Genomic DNA, 17,465 nt, shown 5'->3' on the forward strand with positions numbered 1-17,465 from the left:
GGCCTCGGAGAACGGCCACTTCTCGTACACTTGGGAAGTCCACTTGTCGTCGGGGAGGTCCTGTGTCCGACACCGCGCTCCCGGTGAGCCTCGACCGTTCGGCGGTGACGCCGCTGGCCGTGCAATTGGCGGACGCGCTGCGCGAAGCGGCCGCTTCGGGCCACCTCCGGGGCGGCGACCGGCTGCCGTCGACCCGGGCGCTGGCCGGACGGCTCGGCGTCAGCCGCACGGTGACGTCGGCGGCGTACGAGCAGCTGCACGCGGAGGGCTGGATCGCGGGGCGGCACGGGTCCGGCACCTACGTGACGACGCCGCCTTCCTACTCGGCGGCGGAGGTCCCGGCGCCGGCCTCGCCGGCGGTCGAGGCGTCTCCGACGTCGCTGCTGGACCTCAGCCCGGGCGCGCCGTGGGCGGCGGGCCTGGACCGCGCGGCCTGGCGCCGCGCCTGGCGGGCGGCGGCCGACCCGGAGCCGCTGGTCCGGGCGCACCGGGCGGGCCTGCCGGAGTACCGCGCGGCGGTGTCGGAGCACCTGCTGCGCCACCGCGGCCTGGCGGCGGGCTCGGTCCTGGCGACCGGCGGCACGACGGCGGCGGTGGTCGAGCTGGCGGCGGCGGTGCTGGAGCGCGGCGACGTCGTCGCCGTGGAAGAGCCGGGCTACCAGCGGGCGGTGCAGGCGTTCCGCCGCGCCGGGATGCGGGTGGTCGGGGTGCCGGTGGACGACGAGGGGCTGCGGCCGTCCGCGATTCCGGCGGGCGCGCGGGCGGTGTACTGCTCACCGGCCCACCAGTACCCGATGGGCAGCAGGCTCAGCGCGGCGCGGCGCGTCTCGCTGGTGGAACGGGCGCGTTCGTCGGGCATGCTGGTGATCGAGGACGACTACGACGGGGAGCTGCGCTTCGACGTGGCACCGCTGCCGATGCTGGCTTCGCTGGCCCCGGACGTGGTGGCGCATTTGGGGACGACGTCGAAGATCCTCACGCCGACGCTGGGCGCGGGCTGGATGGTGGCGCCGGAGGCGATCACCTCGACGGTGCTGGCGTACCGCGACCTGACGGGAACGCGCCCGTCACCGGCAGGACAGCGGGTGTTGTACGAGTTCGCGCGAAACGGCGATTTGGGCCGCCACCTGCGAAAACTCCGCCGCGAGATGGCAGAGCGGCGAACATTGCTGGCGGGCGCGTTGTCGGCGGCGGGGATCCGGGTGCGGGGCGACGACGCGGGGGCCCACCTGGTGGTGCCGTGTTCGTCGGCTTCGGCGGAGGCGGCGGTGATTGCTTCGGCCGAGCGGCGGGGGATCCGGTTGGACGGGCTGGCGCGGCATTTCGCCGGGGAGCCGTCGGTGTTCGGGGTGGCGATCGGGTACGCGGGGTGTTCGCGGGAGTCACTGGTGGCGGCTTTGCCGGGGCTGGTGGGGTTGCTGCGGTGAGTGGTTGTCCACAGGGCTGGTGTGATGTGGACGGTTTGGCTTGGGTGGGCGGTTTTCGGGCTTTGGTGTGGGGTGGGGGCGATATTGTCAATTCGGTGGTGGTTCCCCCTGGGAGGGCGGGTGCTGTCCGGGGTTGGGGGCGGGGATGGGCGGTGAGCTCTGGGGGGAAGGGCGCTAGTGAGCTCGGGGTTGGTGGGCCCGGCTCGGTGGGTTCGGCTTGGTGGGCTGGGGTGGCGGGCTTGGCTCCGTGGGCTTGCCGGTGGTGTGGCGGGCCGGGCTCGGTGGGTTCGGCGGGCGTGGCTTGGTGAGGTCGGCATCGCTTGGTGAGTTCGCAGCGGTGTACGGGCTCGGTGAATCCGGTCGGGCGGGTTCGGCCCGGTGAATCCGGCCCGGTGAATCCGGCTCGGCGGATCTGGTGGCGGCTCCGACGCTCGGGTCGGTGAGTTGGCGACAGGCGGCGCCGTGGCCTCGACAGCTCAGGCAGCTCCGCGCGAATCAGCGGCTCGCGCCGAACCCAGCCCACCCCAGCCCACGCCGCCCCTCGGCACACCAGACGCCCACCCCGCTCGCCGGTTGCGTTCACCGCTCCACACCCGCCACCCAGCGCACCGGGCTCGGCTGTTCCGCGAGGTCACCGGGTACGGTGGCTCACCATGAGCGAGAAGATCCGGGTGGCGGTCGTGTTCGGTGGGCGCAGCAGTGAGCACACCATCTCGTGCCTCTCCGCCGGGAGTGTCCTGGGTCACCTCGATCCCGAGCGGTTCGAGGCCGTGCCCGTCGGGATCACCCGGGAAGGGCGGTGGGTGCTCGGGTCCGGGGACTCCGCCCAGCTCGCCATCCGCGGCCGTGAACTGCCGTCCGTCGATGACGGCAAGGGGCTCGTTCTCGCCGGTGATCCCTCCAGCCAGGGCCTCGTCGCCGTCGAGCCCGGGCGGGAAAGCGAACTGCTGTCCCAGGTGGACGTCGTCTTCCCCGTGCTGCACGGGGCCTTTGGCGAGGACGGCACCATCCAGGGCCTGCTCGAACTCGCCGGCATCCCGTACGTCGGCCCCGGGGTGCTCGCCAGCGCCGCCGCCATGGACAAGGAAACCGCCAAGAAACTCCTCGCCGCCGAGGGGCTTCCGGTCGGGACCTACCGGGCGCTGCGCCGCGATCAGTCCACTTTGGACGACCAGGCCCGGGAAACCCTCGGCCTGCCCGTGTTCGTCAAGCCGTCGCGGGCGGGCAGCTCCGTCGGGATCTCGCGCGTCGCGGACTGGGCCGAGCTCGACGCCGCCATCGCACTCGCGCGGGCCACCGATCCGAAGGTGCTCGTGGAGGCCGCCGTCGTCGGGCGGGAGGTCGAATGCGGGGTGCTGGAATTTCCCGACGGCCGCGTCGAAGCCTCGCTGCCGGCCGAGATCCGGGTGCTGTCCGAGGACGAGAACGCCTGGTACGACTTCGAAACCAAGTACCTCGGTGACGACGCCGAGCTCGACATCCCGGCCAAGCTCGACGACGCCCTCACCGAGAAGCTGCGCGCGATGGCCGTCGAAGCCTTCCGGGCGCTGGACTGCCAGGGCCTCGCGCGCGTCGACTTCTTCGTCACCGCGGACCACGAGCTGATCATCAACGAGGTCAACACCATGCCCGGCTTCACGACGAAGTCGGCCTACCCGAAGATGTGGGAGGTCACCGGCATGGACTACGCGACGCTGCTGACCACCCTCGTCGAGACGGCGATCGCCCGCGGAACCGGCCTCCGCTAGGAGAACCGCAGCGGCCGGGACGGCAGCTTCGCGGCCACCGTGTCCGAGATCTGCTGCAGCGGGCCCGTTCCGGCGCTGTCCGGCACGGTCAGCGCCGCGTAGACCTCGCGGTCCACCACGTACCACGTCGACGCGCCCTCGCCCGGCACCTGCAGCCACTGGACGCCGTTCACCTGCCGCAGGGCCGCCGTCGGGGTCAGCTCCGGGGGCCGGTCCAGGCCGCAGCGCAGCACCAGCGGGTCGGTCGTGCCCCAGGCCACCGTGGCCGGCGGCGCCGGGGCGGCCAGGGAACGCACCTTCAGAGAAGCGCCGTTGGACGTCAGCTCCGCCGGCACCGCCCCGAGCAACGTCGTGCACCCCGGTGACCCCGCGAACGGCGCGGGCACCGGGACGAGCGGCAGCGGACCGGAATCCGCCGAGTCCGCGGACGGCTGGGTCAGGGCGAACACGGCGACGGCGACCGCCAGCGCCACGGCGAGCGTCGCTGCCGTGACGAGGACCACCCTCGGCGGGGCTCCGGTGTCGGAATCGGGCACCCGACCACTACACCACTGCTCAGAGGTGGACCACCGGGCAGGTCAGCGTCCGGGTGATGCCCTCCACGTTCTGCACCTTCGCGACGACGAGCTGGCCCAGCTGGTCCACGTTGTCGGCGGCCGCGCGGACGATCACGTCGTACGGTCCGGTGACATCCTCCGAGCTGGTCACACCCGGGATGCTGGAGATCTCGGCAGCCACCGCGGCCGCCTTGCCGACCTCGGTCTGGATGAGGATGTATGCGTGGACCACGGCGCGCCCTTTCGTCGGGATCTTGTCTCTCAAGGTAGGAACGTCATCAGCAACGTATCGCCAGCTCACGGAAAAACATAGGGCATCCGACTATCGGTGATCGATCTTTGTCCCGGTAGAGAAAGCAGAGGTGACCGGTGTCACCGAACGACGGAACGGTCGCCGAGACCGGCGAGTTCGCGCTCATCCGCGCCGTCACCGAAGGACGGCGCCAGCCGCCGGGCACGCTGCTCGGCCCGGGTGACGACGCCGCCGTCGTCGCCGCCCCCGACGGGCGGGTGGTCGCCAGCACCGACGTCCTCGTCCAGGGCGTCCACTTCCGGCTCGACTGGTCGCCGCCCGAGCACGTCGGGCGCAAGGCCGTCGCGGTCAACCTGGCCGACATCGCCGCCATGGGCGCCACCCCGACCACCGTCCTGGTCGGCCTGGCCTGCCCGCCCGAGACGCCCAGCGACGTCGTGAAGTCGCTCACCGACGGTATGTGGGCCGAAGCCGAACGCGCCGGCATCGGCGTCTCGGGCGGCGACATGGTCCGCGCCGACCAGCTCGTGATCAGCGTCACGGCGCTCGGCGACCTCGGCGACCGTGAGCCGGTGACGCGCTCGGGCGCGCGGCCGGGCGACCTGGTCGCGGTCAACGGGCGGCTCGGCTGGGCCGCCGCCGGCCTGGCCGTGCTCGGGCGCGGCTTCCGGTCCCCGGTCGGCGTCGTCAACGCCCAGCGCTGCCCGGAACCGCCCTACGAAGCCGGTCCGCAGGCCGCGCTGGCCGGGGCCACGGCGATGATCGACGTCTCCGACGGCCTGCTGGCCGACCTGGGCCACATCGGCGAGGCCTCCGGTGTCGGCATCGACGTCCGCACCGCCGACCTCGACATCCCCGCGCGGCTCACCGAAGTCGGCGCCGCGCTGGGTGCCGATCCCCTGGACTGGGTGCTCACCGGCGGCGAGGACCACGCGCTGGCGGCCACCTTCCCGCCGTTCACCGAGCTCCCGGACGGCTGGCGCACGATCGGCGTCGTGACCATGGCCGGCTCCGGGATCACCGTCGACGGGAAACCGTTTTCGCGAGACGGCGGCTGGACGCACTGGCGCTGATCTAGGCTCCGGAAGCGTGAGAATCGTTCCGGTCCCCTACGACCATCCCGACGCGGCCCAGCTCATGGCCGCGGTGCAGCAGGTGTACGTCGAGCGCTACGGCGGCGAGGACATCACCTCGATGACCCCCGCCGACTTCGACCCGCCGCAGGGCGTGTTCCTCGTCGGCTACCAGGGTGACGAGCCCGTCGCCTGCGGCGCGTGGCGCGCCCACGACGGCCCCGAGCCCGACTTCCAGCACGGCGACGCCGAGTTCAAGCGGATGTACGTCGCCGATTCCGCCCGCGGGCGCGGGTTCGCGCGGATGATCCTGTCCGAGCTGGAGCGCACGGCGGCGCTGTGCGGCCGCAAGCGGGCGGTCCTGGAGACCGGGACCAAGCAGCCGGAAGCGATCGCGCTGTACACGTCGTCGGGGTACGTCGAGATCCCGAAGTTCGGCGTCTACCGGGACGAGCCGGAAAGCCGTTGCTACGGCAAGGACCTCACCTCGGTGTGAGCTTCAGCAGGGCCGCCGCGTGCGGGCGCAGCGTCGCCGACACGCCGGTTCCGGTGTCCCGGTGGGCCCACAGGTCCCGGACCGCCCAGGTGCCGGGGATGTCCGCCGACACGGTCGCGGTGGTGCTGCCGGTGTTGAGCAGCACCACCGCGAAACCGCCGTCCGACAACGGTTTCCCCCACACCTGGTAGCCCGGGCCGGTGTCGAGGCGCCGCCCCTGGCCACCCGCGAAGTCCTGGTCGACGGCGATCGCTTCGGCGTTGCCGAGCGTCGCGAGGTCGGTGTCGCCCAGCTTCGCCGGGTCGGTGCCGGCGAACAGCGGCGCGTTGAGCACCGCCCAGACGCTGAAGTGCGCGCGGGCCTCGTCGGCGGTGAGGGTGCCGTTGCCGACCTGCAGCATGTCCGGGTCGTTCCAGCCGCCGGGCGAGCCGCTGTGCACCGCGACCGCGGCCTGCCGGTCGATCGTCGCGAGCACCGATTCCCAGGTCGGGACCAGGTCGTAGGTGGTGCGCCACAGGTTCGCCACCGGCCGCGCCCAGGTCCACGGGCTGGAGACGCCGTATTCGGAGATCGCGTAGACGATCGGCCGGGGCAGCGCGGCGAGCTCGTCGCGCATCTTCTCGAACGCGGCCTTCCGGTCGAGGCCGTCGACGGTGTCGGCGTTGCACCAGTCGTACTTGAGGTAGTCGACGCCCCAGCGGTCGAACGTCTCGGCGTCCTGGCGTTCGTGGCCGAGCGAGCCGATGCCGGCCGCCGGGTAGGCGTCGTTCGCCATCGCGCAGGTCCGGCTGCCCGGCACGGCGTAGATGCCGAACAGCAGGCCGCGGGAGTGGACGTAGTCGGCGAGGTCGGCGATGCCGTGCGGGAACCGCTTCGGATCCGGCTGGAGTGAACCGTCGGCGGCGCGGGCCGGGGCCTGCCAGCAGTCGTCGACGACCACGTACTTGTAACCCGCGTCACGCAGGCCGGTGTCGGCGAGCGCGTCGGCGGCCCGGCGCACCACGTCCTCGGTGAGGTCGTAGCAGCGGACCTGGTTCCAGCTGTTCCAGCCCATCGGCGGGGTCCCGGCCAGGCCGTTCGCGAGCGCCGGCGTGGCCACGGGCAGGCTGAGCAGCCACGTCAGCACGACGAGGAGGAGTACGAGCGGGCTGGTCTTCGGCTTCGCGGTGATGCCGTGATCCAATCGCACCGGAAGTGAAACCGCAGTCACCCGGAGGCGGCATGCCGATCTACGCGCTCGGTGATCTCGAACCGACGATCCACCCCGACGCCTACGTCCACCCGGACGCGACGGTGATCGGCGACGTCCGGATCGGCGCGCACGCCTCGGTGTGGCCGCAGACGGTCCTGCGCGGCGACCACGGCTACATCGAGATCGGCGAGCGGTCGAACGTCCAGGACGGCTGCGTCCTGCACTGCACCGAGCGGCACCCGACGATCCTCGGGCCGTCGTCGGCGATCGGGCACGCGGTGCACGTCGAGGGGGCGACGATCGGCACCGGCTGCCTGATCGCGTCCGGCTCGGTGGTGCTGAACGGCTCGGTGATCGAGGACGGCGGCATGGTCGGCGCGGGCGCGGTCCTGTCGTACGGCTCCCACGTCAAGACCGGCGAGATCGCCCTCGGCGTGCCGGGGAAGGTGCGGGAGAACACGTCGTTCAGCGCGGAGAACATCGCGCTCGTCGTCGATTCCTACGTCAAGCGGGCGCAGCGGTTCCGCGCCGAGCTGAGGCGGCTCGACCCGCTCGGGTGACGCCGGCCACGCCCGGTAGGCTTGCGCGCCGTGACCGCACGACCGCTGCAGGACATCGTCGAGGCAGGCTGGGCGAAAGCCCTCGAACCGGTGGCGCCGCAGGTCGCCGCGATGGGGGAGTTCCTCCGCGCGGAGATCGCCGCGGGCCGGACCTACCTGCCGGCGGGTGAACACGTGCTCCGGGCGTTCCAGCAGCCGTTCCACGACGTGCGGGTGCTGATCGTCGGCCAGGACCCGTACCCGACGCCGGGGCACGCGGTCGGCCTGAGCTTCTCGGTGGCGCCGGACGTCCGGCCGATCCCGAAGAGCCTGATCAACATCTACAAGGAGTACACCGAGGACCTCGGCCACCCGTTGCCGGCCAACGGCGACCTGACGCCGTGGGCCGAGCAGGGCGTGCTGCTGCTCAACCGGTCGCTGACCGTGCAGCCCGGGAAGTCGAACTCGCACCAGGGCAAGGGCTGGGAGGCGGTCACCGAGCAGGCGATCAAGGCCCTCGCGGCCCGGTCGGAGCCGATGGTGGCGATCCTGTGGGGCCGCAACGCGCGCAACCTGCGCCCGATGCTGGGTGAGGTGCCGTGCATCGAGTCGGCGCACCCGAGCCCGCTCTCGGCGCACAACGGCTTCTTCGGCTCGCGGCCGTTCAGCCGGGCCAACCAGCTGCTGGAGCAGCAGGGCGCGGCGCCGGTGGACTGGAAACTTCCCTGAGGATCGGTGTCCGGATCGGCGTGACGGCTCCGACCAAGGGGTGAACGAACCCTTTTGCGGAGGAAACCATGAACGTCACTTCGGCCGACGGCACGACCATCTTCTTCGAGCAGCGCGGCGACGGCCCGCCGGTGATCCTGGTCGGCGGCGCCTTCAACGACCGCACGACCACGGTGGGCCTGGCCGAGGTCCTGGCCGGCGACTTCACGGCGGTCAACTACGACCGGCGGGGCCGCGGTGATTCCGGCGACTCGCCCGAGTACGCGGTGGAACGTGAGATCGAGGACCTCGCCGCCTTGATTGCCCAGGTGGGCGGGACGGCGTCGGTGTTCGGCCACTCGTCGGGCGCGATCCTGGCCCTGGAGGCGGCCGCGGCGGGCATCGGCATCGACCGCGTGGTGGCGTACGAGCCGCCGTACGCGACGGACGAGCACCCGCGCGGCGACGTCGTCGACGAGGTGCGGGCGCGGCTGGCCGAGGGGGACCGGGATGGCGCGGTGGCGACGTTCCTGCAGGTCGCGGGCACCCCGGCGGAGATGATCGAGGGGATGAAGCAGGCCCCGGTCTGGGGCTGGTTCACGGCGCTGGCGCACACGCTGCCGTACGACCTGACGATCTGCGGCCCGGACGCCCGCCCGCGCGCCTCGCTGGCCCGCATCGCGATCCCGGCGCTGGTGATCGGCGGCGGCGCGAGCGACGACGCACTGCAGTCAGGCGCCCGCGCGGCAGCCGAGGCAGTGCCGGGCGCGCGTCACGAGACCCTCGAAGGCCAGGACCACGGCGTGCTGCAGTACCCGGAGACGCTCAAGGACCTGCTGACCGATTTCCTGAAGTGAGTTGACCGCTCAGGTGACCCCGCCGGGGGTCCAGGGGGCTTGCCCCCTGGCGGGGGTCTGGGGGTTCGACCCCCAGAGGACACCTGAAGCGAAAAAATGGCGAGTGCTCTCCACGAGCACTCGCCACCCCAAACTTTCGCTTCAGCCGCGAACGACCTTGCCCGCCTTGATGCACGAGGTGCACACGTTCAGGCGCTTGCGCTGGGACACACCCACCTTGGCGTGAACGGTCTGGATGTTCGGGTTCCACCGGCGGTTGGTACGGCGGTGGGAGTGCGAGACCGCCTTGCCGAAGCCCGGTCCCTTGCCACAGACGTCGCACACGGCAGCCACGTCGAACTCCTTTGGATCTGGGTCATAGAAAGAGCCCAGATGCACTGGGCAACTCGACCATAGTAACTACTGCGTTCCGGCCCCCCGGCACCGGGTCGATACGCTGCCCGGGGACCGGGTAGGAGGTTACGGGGTGCGGGTGCTGGACACGGCGGCGGTGTCGGCCTGGGCTGCGGGTTGTGTGCGCAGCCTGGCGAGCCTGCGGCCGGCCATCGACGGCATCAACGTCTACCCCGTCGCCGACTCCGACACCGGCTCCAACATGCTCTTCACGATGACCGGCGCGGCCCGCGAACTCTCGGAAGCGACGCCGGAAACCGCGGCCGAAGCGCTGAAGGTTCTCGCCCGCGGGGCGGTCGCCGCCGCCAAGGGGAACTCCGGCGTCATCCTCTCCCAGGTCATCCGCGGGCTCGCCGACCGCGCCGAGGGGGACCTGGACGGTCCCTGGCTGGCGAGGGCCCTCGGCCACGCCGACGAGGTCGCCACCGGCGCCGTCAGCCGGCCGGTCGCCGGGACCATCCTCACCGTCCTGCACGCCGTCGCCCTCGCCGTCCGCGGGGCCACGAGCCCCCTGCCGGAAGTCGCGCAGAAGGCCGCGAAAGAGGCCGCGCACGCCCTGGAGAAGACGCCGGAGCAGCTGCCCGCACTGGCCAGGGCCGGAGTCGTCGACGCCGGCGCGCGCGGGCTGGTCGCCGTGCTCGACGCGCTGGTCGACGTGCTCACCGGCGCCCCCGCCGAGCACGACCACGCCCTCGAGGTCCACACGGAAAGCGCCGAGGTCTACGCCTGGGAGGTCATGTACCTGCTGGACGGCGTCGACGAGGCGAACCTGCCGACCCTGCGGAAGGAGCTGAGCGGCCTCGGCGACAGCGTCACCGTGGCCGGCGACGGCTCGGGCAGCCACGCCGTGCACGTCCACTGCGCCGACATCGGCGGCGCCATCGAGGCCGGGCTCGCACTGGGGCGTCCGCGCAGGATCCGGGTCGAGCCGCTGCTCACGCCGACGCCGATCGAGCCGGGCGGCGGGATCGACCGCACGGTCGTCGCCGTCGTCCACGGCGGCGCGCTGGCCGAGCTGCTGCGCGCCGAAAGCATCCCGGTGCTGGCCGTGCCCGAGGGCGGGACGCCGAGCGTCGAGGACATGATCAGCCTGCTCAACGAGGCCGCCGGGCGGCACGTCACCGTCCTGCCGGGCAGCGTCGCGCTCACCGCGGCGGCCGATACCGCGGCCGGGCACGCGATGGCCGCCGACCGGGACGTCGTGGTCATCCCGTGCGTCTCCCCGGTGCAGGTGCTGGCCGCCCTCGCCGTGCACGACGCCGGCCGCCGCACCAACGACGACGTCGTCGCGATGGCCGAAGCGGCCGCCGCGACCAGGCGTGGCGAACTGCGGATCGCCCAGGAAGAGTCGCTAACCTGGGTGGGCCGGGCCCAGTCCGGTGACGTGGTCGGCCTGGTCGACGACGAGGTGGTGCTGATCGAGCCCGCGCCGGCGTCCGAGACCAACCTCGTCGCGGCCGCGATGAAGGTGCTCAACCGGATGCTGGCGCTCGGCGGGGAGCTGGTGACGGTGCTGAGCGGGGCCGCCGCCCCGCCCGGGGTCGCCGAAGAGCTCGCCGAACAGCTGCGGGTGGAGCACCCGGAGGTGGAGCTCACGAGCTACGCCAGCGGCCAGGCGGACGCCGTGCTGCTGATGGGAGTCGAATAGCGAGATGGCCGGACTGCGCGACAAGCTGCCGCTGCTGCTGGGGGCCAAGACGGCGAAGGCGCTCGCCACGTCGTTGGACATCGAGACGGTCAGCGACCTGCTGCGCCACTACCCGCGCCGGTACGCCGAGCGCGGTGAGCTCACCGACATCGCCGGGCTCGAGCTCGGCGAGCACGCCACCGTGCTGGCGCGCATCGAAAAGGTGAGCAAGCGGCGGATGAAGGCCCGCAACGGCACCATCCTCGACATGGTCATCACCGACGGAAAACGCCGGCTGACCTGCGCGTTCTTCAACCAGGCGTGGCGCGAGAAGGACCTGGTCCCCGGCAAGCACGGCCTCTTCGCCGGCAAGGTGTCCGCCTTCCGCGACACCCTGCAGCTGACCAACCCCGAGTACGAGCTGTTCGAGGCCGACCGCGCCGAGGAGGCGATGGACGACTTCCTGGCCGCGATCATCCCGGTCTACCCGGCGGCGCAGGGAATGCCGACCTGGTCGATCGCCAAGTGCGTGCGGCAGGTCCTCGACGTCCTCGAAGTCGACGACGACCCGATGCCCGCCGAGCTGCGGCGGCTGCACAAGCTCGCCGACCTCGACAACGCGCTGCGCGGCATCCACCGGCCGGAGAACTGGGCACACCTGGAGGCGTCGAAGAAGCGCCTGAAGTGGGACGAGGCGATGGCCGTCCAGCTGATCTTCGCGCAGCGGCGCCACTCGGCCATCTCGCGCCCGGCGAAGGCGAACCCGCACGTCAGCGGCGGCCTGATGGACGCCTTCGACAAGCGGCTGCCCTTCGACCTGACCGCGGGCCAGCGGGGGATCGGCGACGAGATCGCCGCGGACCTCGCGTCCGAACACCCGATGAACCGGCTGCTCCAGGGCGAGGTCGGCTCGGGCAAGACCGTCGTCGCGCTGCGGGCGATGCTGCAGGTCGTCGACAACGGGCGGCAGGCCGCGATGCTGGCGCCGACCGAGGTCCTGGCCGCGCAGCACGCGCGCTCGCTGCGGGAGATGCTCGGCGACCTCGGCCAGGCCGGTGAGCTGGGCGCGGCGGAGAACGCCACCCGCGTGACGCTGCTCACCGGGTCGATGGGCGCGAAGGAACGCAAGAAGTCGCTGCTGGAGATCGTCAGCGGGGAAGCCGGGATCGTCGTCGGCACGCACGCGCTGATCCAGGACCACGTCGAGTTCGCCGACCTCGGCCTCGCCGTCGTCGACGAGCAGCACCGCTTCGGCGTCGAGCAGCGGGACGCGCTGCGCACCCGCGGTGCCGGCGACACCAGCCCGCACGTGCTCGTCATGACCGCGACCCCGATCCCGCGCACGGTCGCGATGACCGTGTACGGCGACCTGGAGGTGTCCGCGCTGCGGGAGATGCCGGTCGGGCGGTCGCCGATCGCCACCACCGTGGTGCCGGTCGCCGAGAAGCCCGCCTGGTTCGAGCGGATCTGGCAGCGCGTGCGCGAAGAGGTCGGCAAGGGCCACCAGGCGTACGTCGTGTGCCCGCGGATCGGCGACGAGCCGCCGTCGGACAAGAGCGACAAGCGGCCGCCGCTGGCCGTGCTGGAGGTCGCGCCCGAGCTGGAGCACGGGCCGCTGCAGGGCCTGAAGATCGGCGTGCTGCACGGCCGGATGCCGCCCGACGACAAGGACGCCGTGATGCGCGCGTTCTCGGCGGCCAAGCTGGACGTCCTGGTCGCCACCACGGTCATCGAGGTCGGCGTGAACGTGCCGAACGCGACCGCGATGGTGATCATGGACGCCGACCGGTTCGGCGTCAGCCAGCTGCACCAGCTGCGCGGCCGCGTCGGCCGGGGCAGCGTGCCGGGGCTGTGCCTGCTGGTCACCGAGACCCTCGACGGCACGGCGACCCGCGAACGGCTGGCGGCGGTCGAATCCACGACGGACGGCTTCGAGCTGTCGCGGCTGGACCTGGAGCTGCGCCGCGAAGGCGACATCCTCGGCGCCGCGCAGTCGGGCAAGCGGTCCACGCTCAAGCTGCTGTCGCTGCTGCGGGACGAGGACGTCATCGCCGCGTCCCGGCAGAGCGCGCAGGAGATCGTCGAAAAGGACCCCGACCTGAAGAAGTACCGGGGCCTGGCCCAGATGGTCGGCGACGTCGTCGACGTCGACCGCGCGGAGTACCTGGAGAAGAGTTGAGCACGGTCCGCGCCGCCACGGTGGCCGACGCTCCGGCGATCGGTGAGATCCACGTTCGGTCCTGGCAGGCGGCCTACGACGGCCTGATCCCGGCGGACTTCCTCGCGCGCCTCTCGGCTTCCTCGCGCGCCACGGCGTGGGCCCGGCGCATCGGCGACGGCGCCGGGCAGGTGCTGGTCGCCGAGGACGACGGCATCGTCGTGGGCTTCGCCGCCTTCGGGCCTTCCCAGCTGTACGCGCTGTACCTGCTGCCGGAGTTCTGGGGCCGGGGACTCGGCCGGGTGCTGCACGACCGCGTTGTCGAAAACATGACGGGAGACAGCGCCGTCCTGTGGGTGCTCGCGACCAACGAGCGGGCGAAGGCGTTCTACGTCCGGCAGGGCTGGGTGGACGACGACGCCCGCCAGACCGAGACGGTCGACGACGGGCGCGTCACGCTGGAGGAGATGCGCTACCGCCGCCGGCTGCCGTGAACACGCCGGCCTTCGCCGCGGCCGCGGCCGCTTTCGCGGCGACGCCGGCGTCCTCCGGCGTCACGCCTTCCCGGGAGACGAACAGGCGGTAGAAGACCGGCCCGCAGGCCACCCGGACCACCTCGACGGCGTCGGTGCCGGGCGGGACCTCGCCGCGCTCGACCGCGCGGTGCACGGCGGCGGCCGAGCGGGCGTGGCGGTCGACGTAGAACTCCTGCAGGGCGTCGGCGGCGCGCGCGGAGAGGAACGCGGCCGAGATCGACGCCGTCGGGAGCTCGCGCTCGCCCGGCGTCGTGAAGTAGCGGACCAGCTCCAGGTTGATGGCGCGCAGGTCACCTTCCAGGGACCCGGTGTCCGGGGCCGCCCACTCCTGTTCGGTGCCCATCAGCAGGGCCGCCGCGACCAGGCCCTCGGCGGACTCCCAGCGGCGGTACAGCGTCGTCTTGTGCACGCCGGAGCGTTCGGCGACCGCCTCGACGGTCAGCTCCGCGTACCCGCGCTCGCCGAGCAGCTCGAGGGTGGCTTCGAGCGCGGCGAGGCGGGTCCGCTCGGTGCGGCCGCCCGGGCGCTTCGTCCCGGAAATCTCGGTTGCCAACTGCTACTCCTGTTGCGTTAGTGTCTCCAGTATGACAGGAACCGTCGCCGTTGCCGAGATCGCCGAGCTGGTCGGCGACGCCGAAGTCGTCGCGATCGGCGAGAACAACCATCACATCCGCGAGTTCGGTGTGCTGCGTGACCGGCTCCTGCGTCACCTCGTCACCGAGTGCGGGTTCACCGTGCTCGGGTTCGAGGGCGGCTTCCCGGAGGGGCACCTGGTCGACGCGTGGCTGCAGGGCGGCCCGGGCGAGGTCGCCGACATCGCGCGGGACGGCTTCACCTTCGGCCTCGGCGACTCCGCCGAGGTGCACGAGATGCTGACCTGGCTGCGCGGCCGGGGCGTGCGGTTCTCCGGCCTCGACGTGGCGAGCTCGGCGGGTTCGCCGGTGCCGTCGCTGGAAGCGGTGCGCGAAGTACTTGCGCGGGTGGATCCCGCCAATGTGTCCCTTGTGGACACGGCGCTGGCGGCCTGCGGGGCGTACGCGTCGGTGAGCAGTGCGGCGGCGCCCGACCGGTACCGGGAGCTGGGCGTCGCGGCACGGGATGCGGCCACCGTGGCGCTGACTGTCCTCAAGGGACACGTCGAGTCGGTCGCGCCCGAAGCCGCGCACGACGCGGAGGGCGCGTTGCGCGTCGACCTGTACCTGCGGGAGCTGGACGCGCTGATGGCCGGGCAGGCGCCGGAGCCGCAGAGCTCGTCGCGGGACACGTACATGGCGGCCACCGTGCGGCTGCTGCGGCGGCGGTTCCCCGGCGAGAAGATCGTGCTGATGCTCCACAACGGACACTTGCAGCGTGTCCCGTTGTCGCCGGTGCCGGGCATGCGGTCGCCCACCGCGGGCACGCACCTGGCTGCCGAGCTGGGGGATCGGTACTTCGCGCTCGCGTTGACCGCCGTCTCGGGGACGACGACCGGCCTGGCGTCCGATCCGGCCTTCCCGCTGGGGTTCCGGATGTTCGAGCAGGCGCTCGACGAACCCGCGAAAGGCAGCGTCGAGGCGGCGCTGGCCTCGCGGGCGCCGTGCGTGGTCGCGCGTCCCGAGGCGTCGGGCATCCGGCACGCGCACATGGCTGTGCCGGTGGATGTGGCTTCGGCGTTCGACGCGGTGGTCTGCCTGGAGAAGCAGGAAACGATTTTCGGCGGCACCGCCGGGTAGGTGAGCCCGTTCGGCTGATTGCCGCACCGGGGGCGGTGGGCGTTTCCTACCGGTATGGCCGGGCGGAGGCGGGCGCTGATCGTCGCCAACGGCGAGTACGACAACGCGGGACTCCAGCGGCTGGGCTCGCCCGCGGCGGACGCCGACGCCCTGGCCGGGGTGCTCGCCGACCGGGCGATCAGCGACTTCGACGTGCGCGTGGTGCGGAACGAGACCGCGTACGCGGTGCAGGCGGAGATCGAGGACCTCTGCGTGGAGGGCAAGCCCGACGACGTCCTGCTGCTGCACTTCTCCTGCCACGGCCTGAAGGACGACTCGGGGGCGCTGTACTTCGCGGCCCGCAACACGCGTCCCGACCGGCTGCGGTCGACGGCGGTGCCGGCGCAGTTCGTGCAGCAGTGCATCCGGCAGAGCCGCTCGCGCAGCATCGTCCTGCTGCTGGACTGCTGCTACGGCGGCGCGTTCGGCCAGGGCGTGGCGGTCCGGGCGTCGGGCGACGCGAACGTGCTCGACAGCTTCCGCGGCGGCCGCGGCCGGGCGGTGATCACGGCGTCGAACTCGATCGAGTACGCCTTCGAGGGCGCACGCCTGGCCTCGGACGAGCCCGCACAGCCGTCGGTGTTCACGTCGGCGCTGGTGGAGGGCCTGCGCACCGGCGAGGCCGACCGCGACGAGGACGGCTGGATCGCGCTGGGCGAGCTGTACGACTACCTGTTCGACCGCGTCCGCGAGCGCAACCCGAAGCAGACCCCGAGCCGCGACATCGAGATGCAGGGCGAGCTGTACCTGGCGAAGAGCCGCCGTCGCCGCATCAAGCCCTCGCCGGTGCCGGCGGACCTGGCGGCGGCGATCGGGGCGGAGAACCCGTTCACGAGGCTGGGCGCGGTGGCGGAGCTGCGCCGGAGGCTGTCGAGCGACAACCTGCCGGTGGCGATGGGGGCGTTCGAGGCGCTCCGGGCCATGGCCTCGACGGACATCGAGCACATCGCGGCGGCGGCTTCGGACGCGATGGCGTTCGCGGTGGTGCGGGCGGACGCGGGTGTTCTGCGCTTCGAGGGGGACGTGGCCGGCCGGCGGATCCGGTTGCTGGGGCCGCCGGTGGCGCGGGCGTGCCGGTTCGAGGCGTCGGAGGAGTGGATCTCGGTCCGGGAGGTCGGCGGGGGAGCCGAGGTGACGGTGACGCCGGGGGCGGCGGTGCGGCGGGGGAAGGTGGTGGTGACGGGCCCGACGGGCGAGACGACGGTCGAGGTGGAAGCGGCGTCGGCGGAGGTCGAGCCGGTCGAAGCACCGGCGGCTGCGGCCGAGGTGGCGGAGCCGGAGCAGGCTGTGGTGGCTGGGCCGAAGGCGCTCACTGCCGAGTCCACGGAGGAACGACCGGTCGCCGAGGCGCCGAATCCCGTCGCGGCCGGAACCGCCGGGCCGTCGCAACCCGCCGCGCCTCGGGCCGCCGCTCGCCGTGATCCCGCCGCCGTCTTCCTCGGGCTGCTCGCCATCGGCGGTGGCGTCCTCATGGCCGTCAGCCTGGCTTTCGAATACCAGTACAACGTCGGCGACTACAGCCACACGCTCGCCGGCGCGCTTCCCGGGCTCGAGTGGTACGTCTGGCCGCTCGCCCTCGTCGCGATCGTCTCCGGCCTTCTCGAAACCGGCACCACGTCCGGCCGCAGCGCCGGAGTCGCCGTCGCCGCCCTGTGGGGGCTGGTCACGACCTACACCACCGGCCGGGCGCTCACCGCCGAGGAAGGGCACCACCTCGGGGCCGCCTTCGGGTTCCTCTTCGCCGGGCTGCTCGCCGTCTTCGCCGCCGGAGCCGGGGCCCTCTGGCTCGTCCGGCGGCAGGTCGGCTTCCGGCGCCCCGGCCCGTACGGCTGGGCCGCGGTGGCGGTCGGCCTGATCGGCGTGATCGGCCTCGCCGTCCAACGCTCCGCCGACAGCAGCGCCGGCACCTTCGCGCTCACGGCCGTCCTCACCGTCGCCGTTCCGGTGCTGGCCGGCGTCACCGGGGCCGGGCGGTTCGCCGCCGGCTGGTCCGTCGCCGCCCTCGGGATCGCGGTCGCCGTCGGGAAGTCCGAACCCGAGGGGACGAACCTCGCCGGGCTGATCGTCTTCGGGGTCTCGCTCGTGCTCGGGGTGGTCGCCGGCGTCCTGATCGCGCGGAATCAGCCGAACGGGCGACGGCTCTGAGTTGT

17 protein-coding genes are annotated in these 17,465 nt (G+C 72.5%); 12 read left to right on the plus strand and 5 right to left on the minus strand.

Annotated features, from left to right (window positions below):
• Nucleotides 1-62: 62 nt before the first annotated feature.
• Nucleotides 63-1,427 carry a PLP-dependent aminotransferase family protein gene (locus tag ABZW17_RS01045; RefSeq protein ID WP_354808312.1) on the plus strand — a complete coding sequence of 455 codons (1,365 nt, stop codon included), beginning with the start codon at nt 63-65 and terminating at the stop codon, nt 1,425-1,427.
• Between the two features lie 653 nt (nt 1,428-2,080).
• Nucleotides 2,081-3,175, plus strand: coding sequence for a D-alanine--D-alanine ligase family protein (locus ABZW17_RS01050; protein WP_354808314.1), 1,095 nt, complete (start codon nt 2,081-2,083; stop codon nt 3,173-3,175).
• On the opposite strand, the gene ABZW17_RS01055 is transcribed toward ABZW17_RS01050, so the two are convergent.
• Together ABZW17_RS01055 and ABZW17_RS01060 are read right to left on the minus strand one after the other, a co-directional pair.
• Complete coding sequence (locus ABZW17_RS01055) at nt 3,172-3,711, minus strand: DUF3515 domain-containing protein (RefSeq protein WP_354808316.1); 540 nt, start codon at nt 3,709-3,711, stop codon at nt 3,172-3,174. The two genes, ABZW17_RS01050 and ABZW17_RS01055, sit on opposite strands and share 4 nt — an antisense overlap.
• 19 nt (nt 3,712-3,730) lie before the next feature.
• Nucleotides 3,731-3,964, minus strand: a complete 234-nt coding sequence (locus ABZW17_RS01060; protein WP_003091994.1) for an Lrp/AsnC ligand binding domain-containing protein — start codon at nt 3,962-3,964, stop codon at nt 3,731-3,733.
• 137 nt (nt 3,965-4,101) lie between these two features.
• Here ABZW17_RS01060 and ABZW17_RS01065 point away from each other — a divergent pair, with 137 nt between their 5' ends.
• Entirely contained in the window at nt 4,102-5,058 is a 957-nt protein-coding gene (locus tag ABZW17_RS01065) for a thiamine-phosphate kinase (protein WP_354808318.1), read from the plus strand.
• A 16-nt stretch (nt 5,059-5,074) separates the two neighbouring features.
• Nucleotides 5,075-5,554 carry a GNAT family N-acetyltransferase gene (locus ABZW17_RS01070; protein ID WP_354808320.1) on the plus strand — a complete coding sequence of 160 codons (480 nt, stop codon included), beginning with the start codon at nt 5,075-5,077 and terminating at the stop codon, nt 5,552-5,554.
• Here the strand turns inward: ABZW17_RS01070 and ABZW17_RS01075 are convergent.
• Nucleotides 5,541-6,743: a glycoside hydrolase family 27 protein gene (locus ABZW17_RS01075; RefSeq protein ID WP_354808322.1), complete on the minus strand. Its 1,203-nt coding sequence runs from the start codon at nt 6,741-6,743 to the stop codon at nt 5,541-5,543. The genes ABZW17_RS01070 and ABZW17_RS01075 overlap by 14 nt on opposite strands.
• A 32-nt stretch (nt 6,744-6,775) precedes the next feature.
• Here ABZW17_RS01075 and ABZW17_RS01080 point away from each other — a divergent pair, with 32 nt between their 5' ends.
• From ABZW17_RS01080 to ABZW17_RS01090, 3 genes are all read left to right on the plus strand, one after another.
• Nucleotides 6,776-7,306 (plus strand): gamma carbonic anhydrase family protein, encoded by a 531-nt coding sequence (locus tag ABZW17_RS01080; protein ID WP_354808324.1) that lies wholly within the window; start codon nt 6,776-6,778, stop codon nt 7,304-7,306.
• Between the two features lie 30 nt (nt 7,307-7,336).
• The gene (locus tag ABZW17_RS01085; RefSeq protein WP_354808326.1) at nt 7,337-8,014 is read left to right on the plus strand and encodes a uracil-DNA glycosylase; all 678 of its coding nucleotides are present in this window, start codon (nt 7,337-7,339) and stop codon (nt 8,012-8,014) included.
• A gap of 68 nt (nt 8,015-8,082) precedes the next feature.
• The gene (locus ABZW17_RS01090; RefSeq protein WP_354808328.1) at nt 8,083-8,850 is read left to right on the plus strand and encodes an alpha/beta hydrolase; all 768 of its coding nucleotides are present in this window, start codon (nt 8,083-8,085) and stop codon (nt 8,848-8,850) included.
• A gap of 141 nt (nt 8,851-8,991) precedes the next feature.
• Here ABZW17_RS01090 and rpmB read toward each other — a convergent pair whose 3' ends face one another.
• Complete coding sequence (gene rpmB / locus ABZW17_RS01095) at nt 8,992-9,183, minus strand: 50S ribosomal protein L28 (RefSeq protein WP_176172341.1); 192 nt, start codon at nt 9,181-9,183, stop codon at nt 8,992-8,994.
• Between the two features lie 133 nt (nt 9,184-9,316).
• Here rpmB and ABZW17_RS01100 point away from each other — a divergent pair, with 133 nt between their 5' ends.
• The 3 genes from ABZW17_RS01100 to ABZW17_RS01110 are packed head-to-tail and all read left to right on the plus strand — an operon-like array spanning nt 9,317 to nt 13,522.
• Nucleotides 9,317-10,891 (plus strand): DAK2 domain-containing protein, encoded by a 1,575-nt coding sequence (locus ABZW17_RS01100; protein ID WP_354808331.1) that lies wholly within the window; start codon nt 9,317-9,319, stop codon nt 10,889-10,891.
• 4 nt (nt 10,892-10,895) lie between these two features.
• A complete protein-coding gene (gene recG / locus ABZW17_RS01105; RefSeq protein ID WP_354808333.1) occupies nt 10,896-13,049 on the plus strand; it encodes an ATP-dependent DNA helicase RecG in 2,154 nt (717 codons plus the stop codon).
• Nucleotides 13,046-13,522 carry a GNAT family N-acetyltransferase gene (locus ABZW17_RS01110; protein ID WP_354808335.1) on the plus strand — a complete coding sequence of 159 codons (477 nt, stop codon included), beginning with the start codon at nt 13,046-13,048 and terminating at the stop codon, nt 13,520-13,522. Before recG ends, ABZW17_RS01110 begins: the two co-directional genes overlap by 4 nt.
• Here the strand turns inward: ABZW17_RS01110 and ABZW17_RS01115 are convergent.
• A complete protein-coding gene (locus tag ABZW17_RS01115; RefSeq protein ID WP_354808337.1) occupies nt 13,482-14,117 on the minus strand; it encodes a TetR/AcrR family transcriptional regulator in 636 nt (211 codons plus the stop codon). The genes ABZW17_RS01110 and ABZW17_RS01115 overlap by 41 nt on opposite strands.
• 31 nt (nt 14,118-14,148) lie before the next feature.
• Between ABZW17_RS01115 and ABZW17_RS01120 the strand changes: the two genes are divergently transcribed.
• Both ABZW17_RS01120 and ABZW17_RS01125 read left to right on the plus strand, forming a co-directional pair.
• Complete coding sequence (locus ABZW17_RS01120; protein WP_354808339.1) at nt 14,149-15,276, plus strand: erythromycin esterase family protein; 1,128 nt, start codon at nt 14,149-14,151, stop codon at nt 15,274-15,276.
• 54 nt (nt 15,277-15,330) lie between these two features.
• The gene (locus ABZW17_RS01125; protein ID WP_354808341.1) at nt 15,331-17,460 is read left to right on the plus strand and encodes a caspase family protein; all 2,130 of its coding nucleotides are present in this window, start codon (nt 15,331-15,333) and stop codon (nt 17,458-17,460) included.
• Nucleotides 17,461-17,465: the final 5 nt, after the last annotated feature.

It is taken from the genome of Amycolatopsis sp. NPDC004625 (assembly GCF_040609695.1).
Classification (GTDB): Bacteria; Actinomycetota; Actinomycetes; order Mycobacteriales; family Pseudonocardiaceae; genus Amycolatopsis.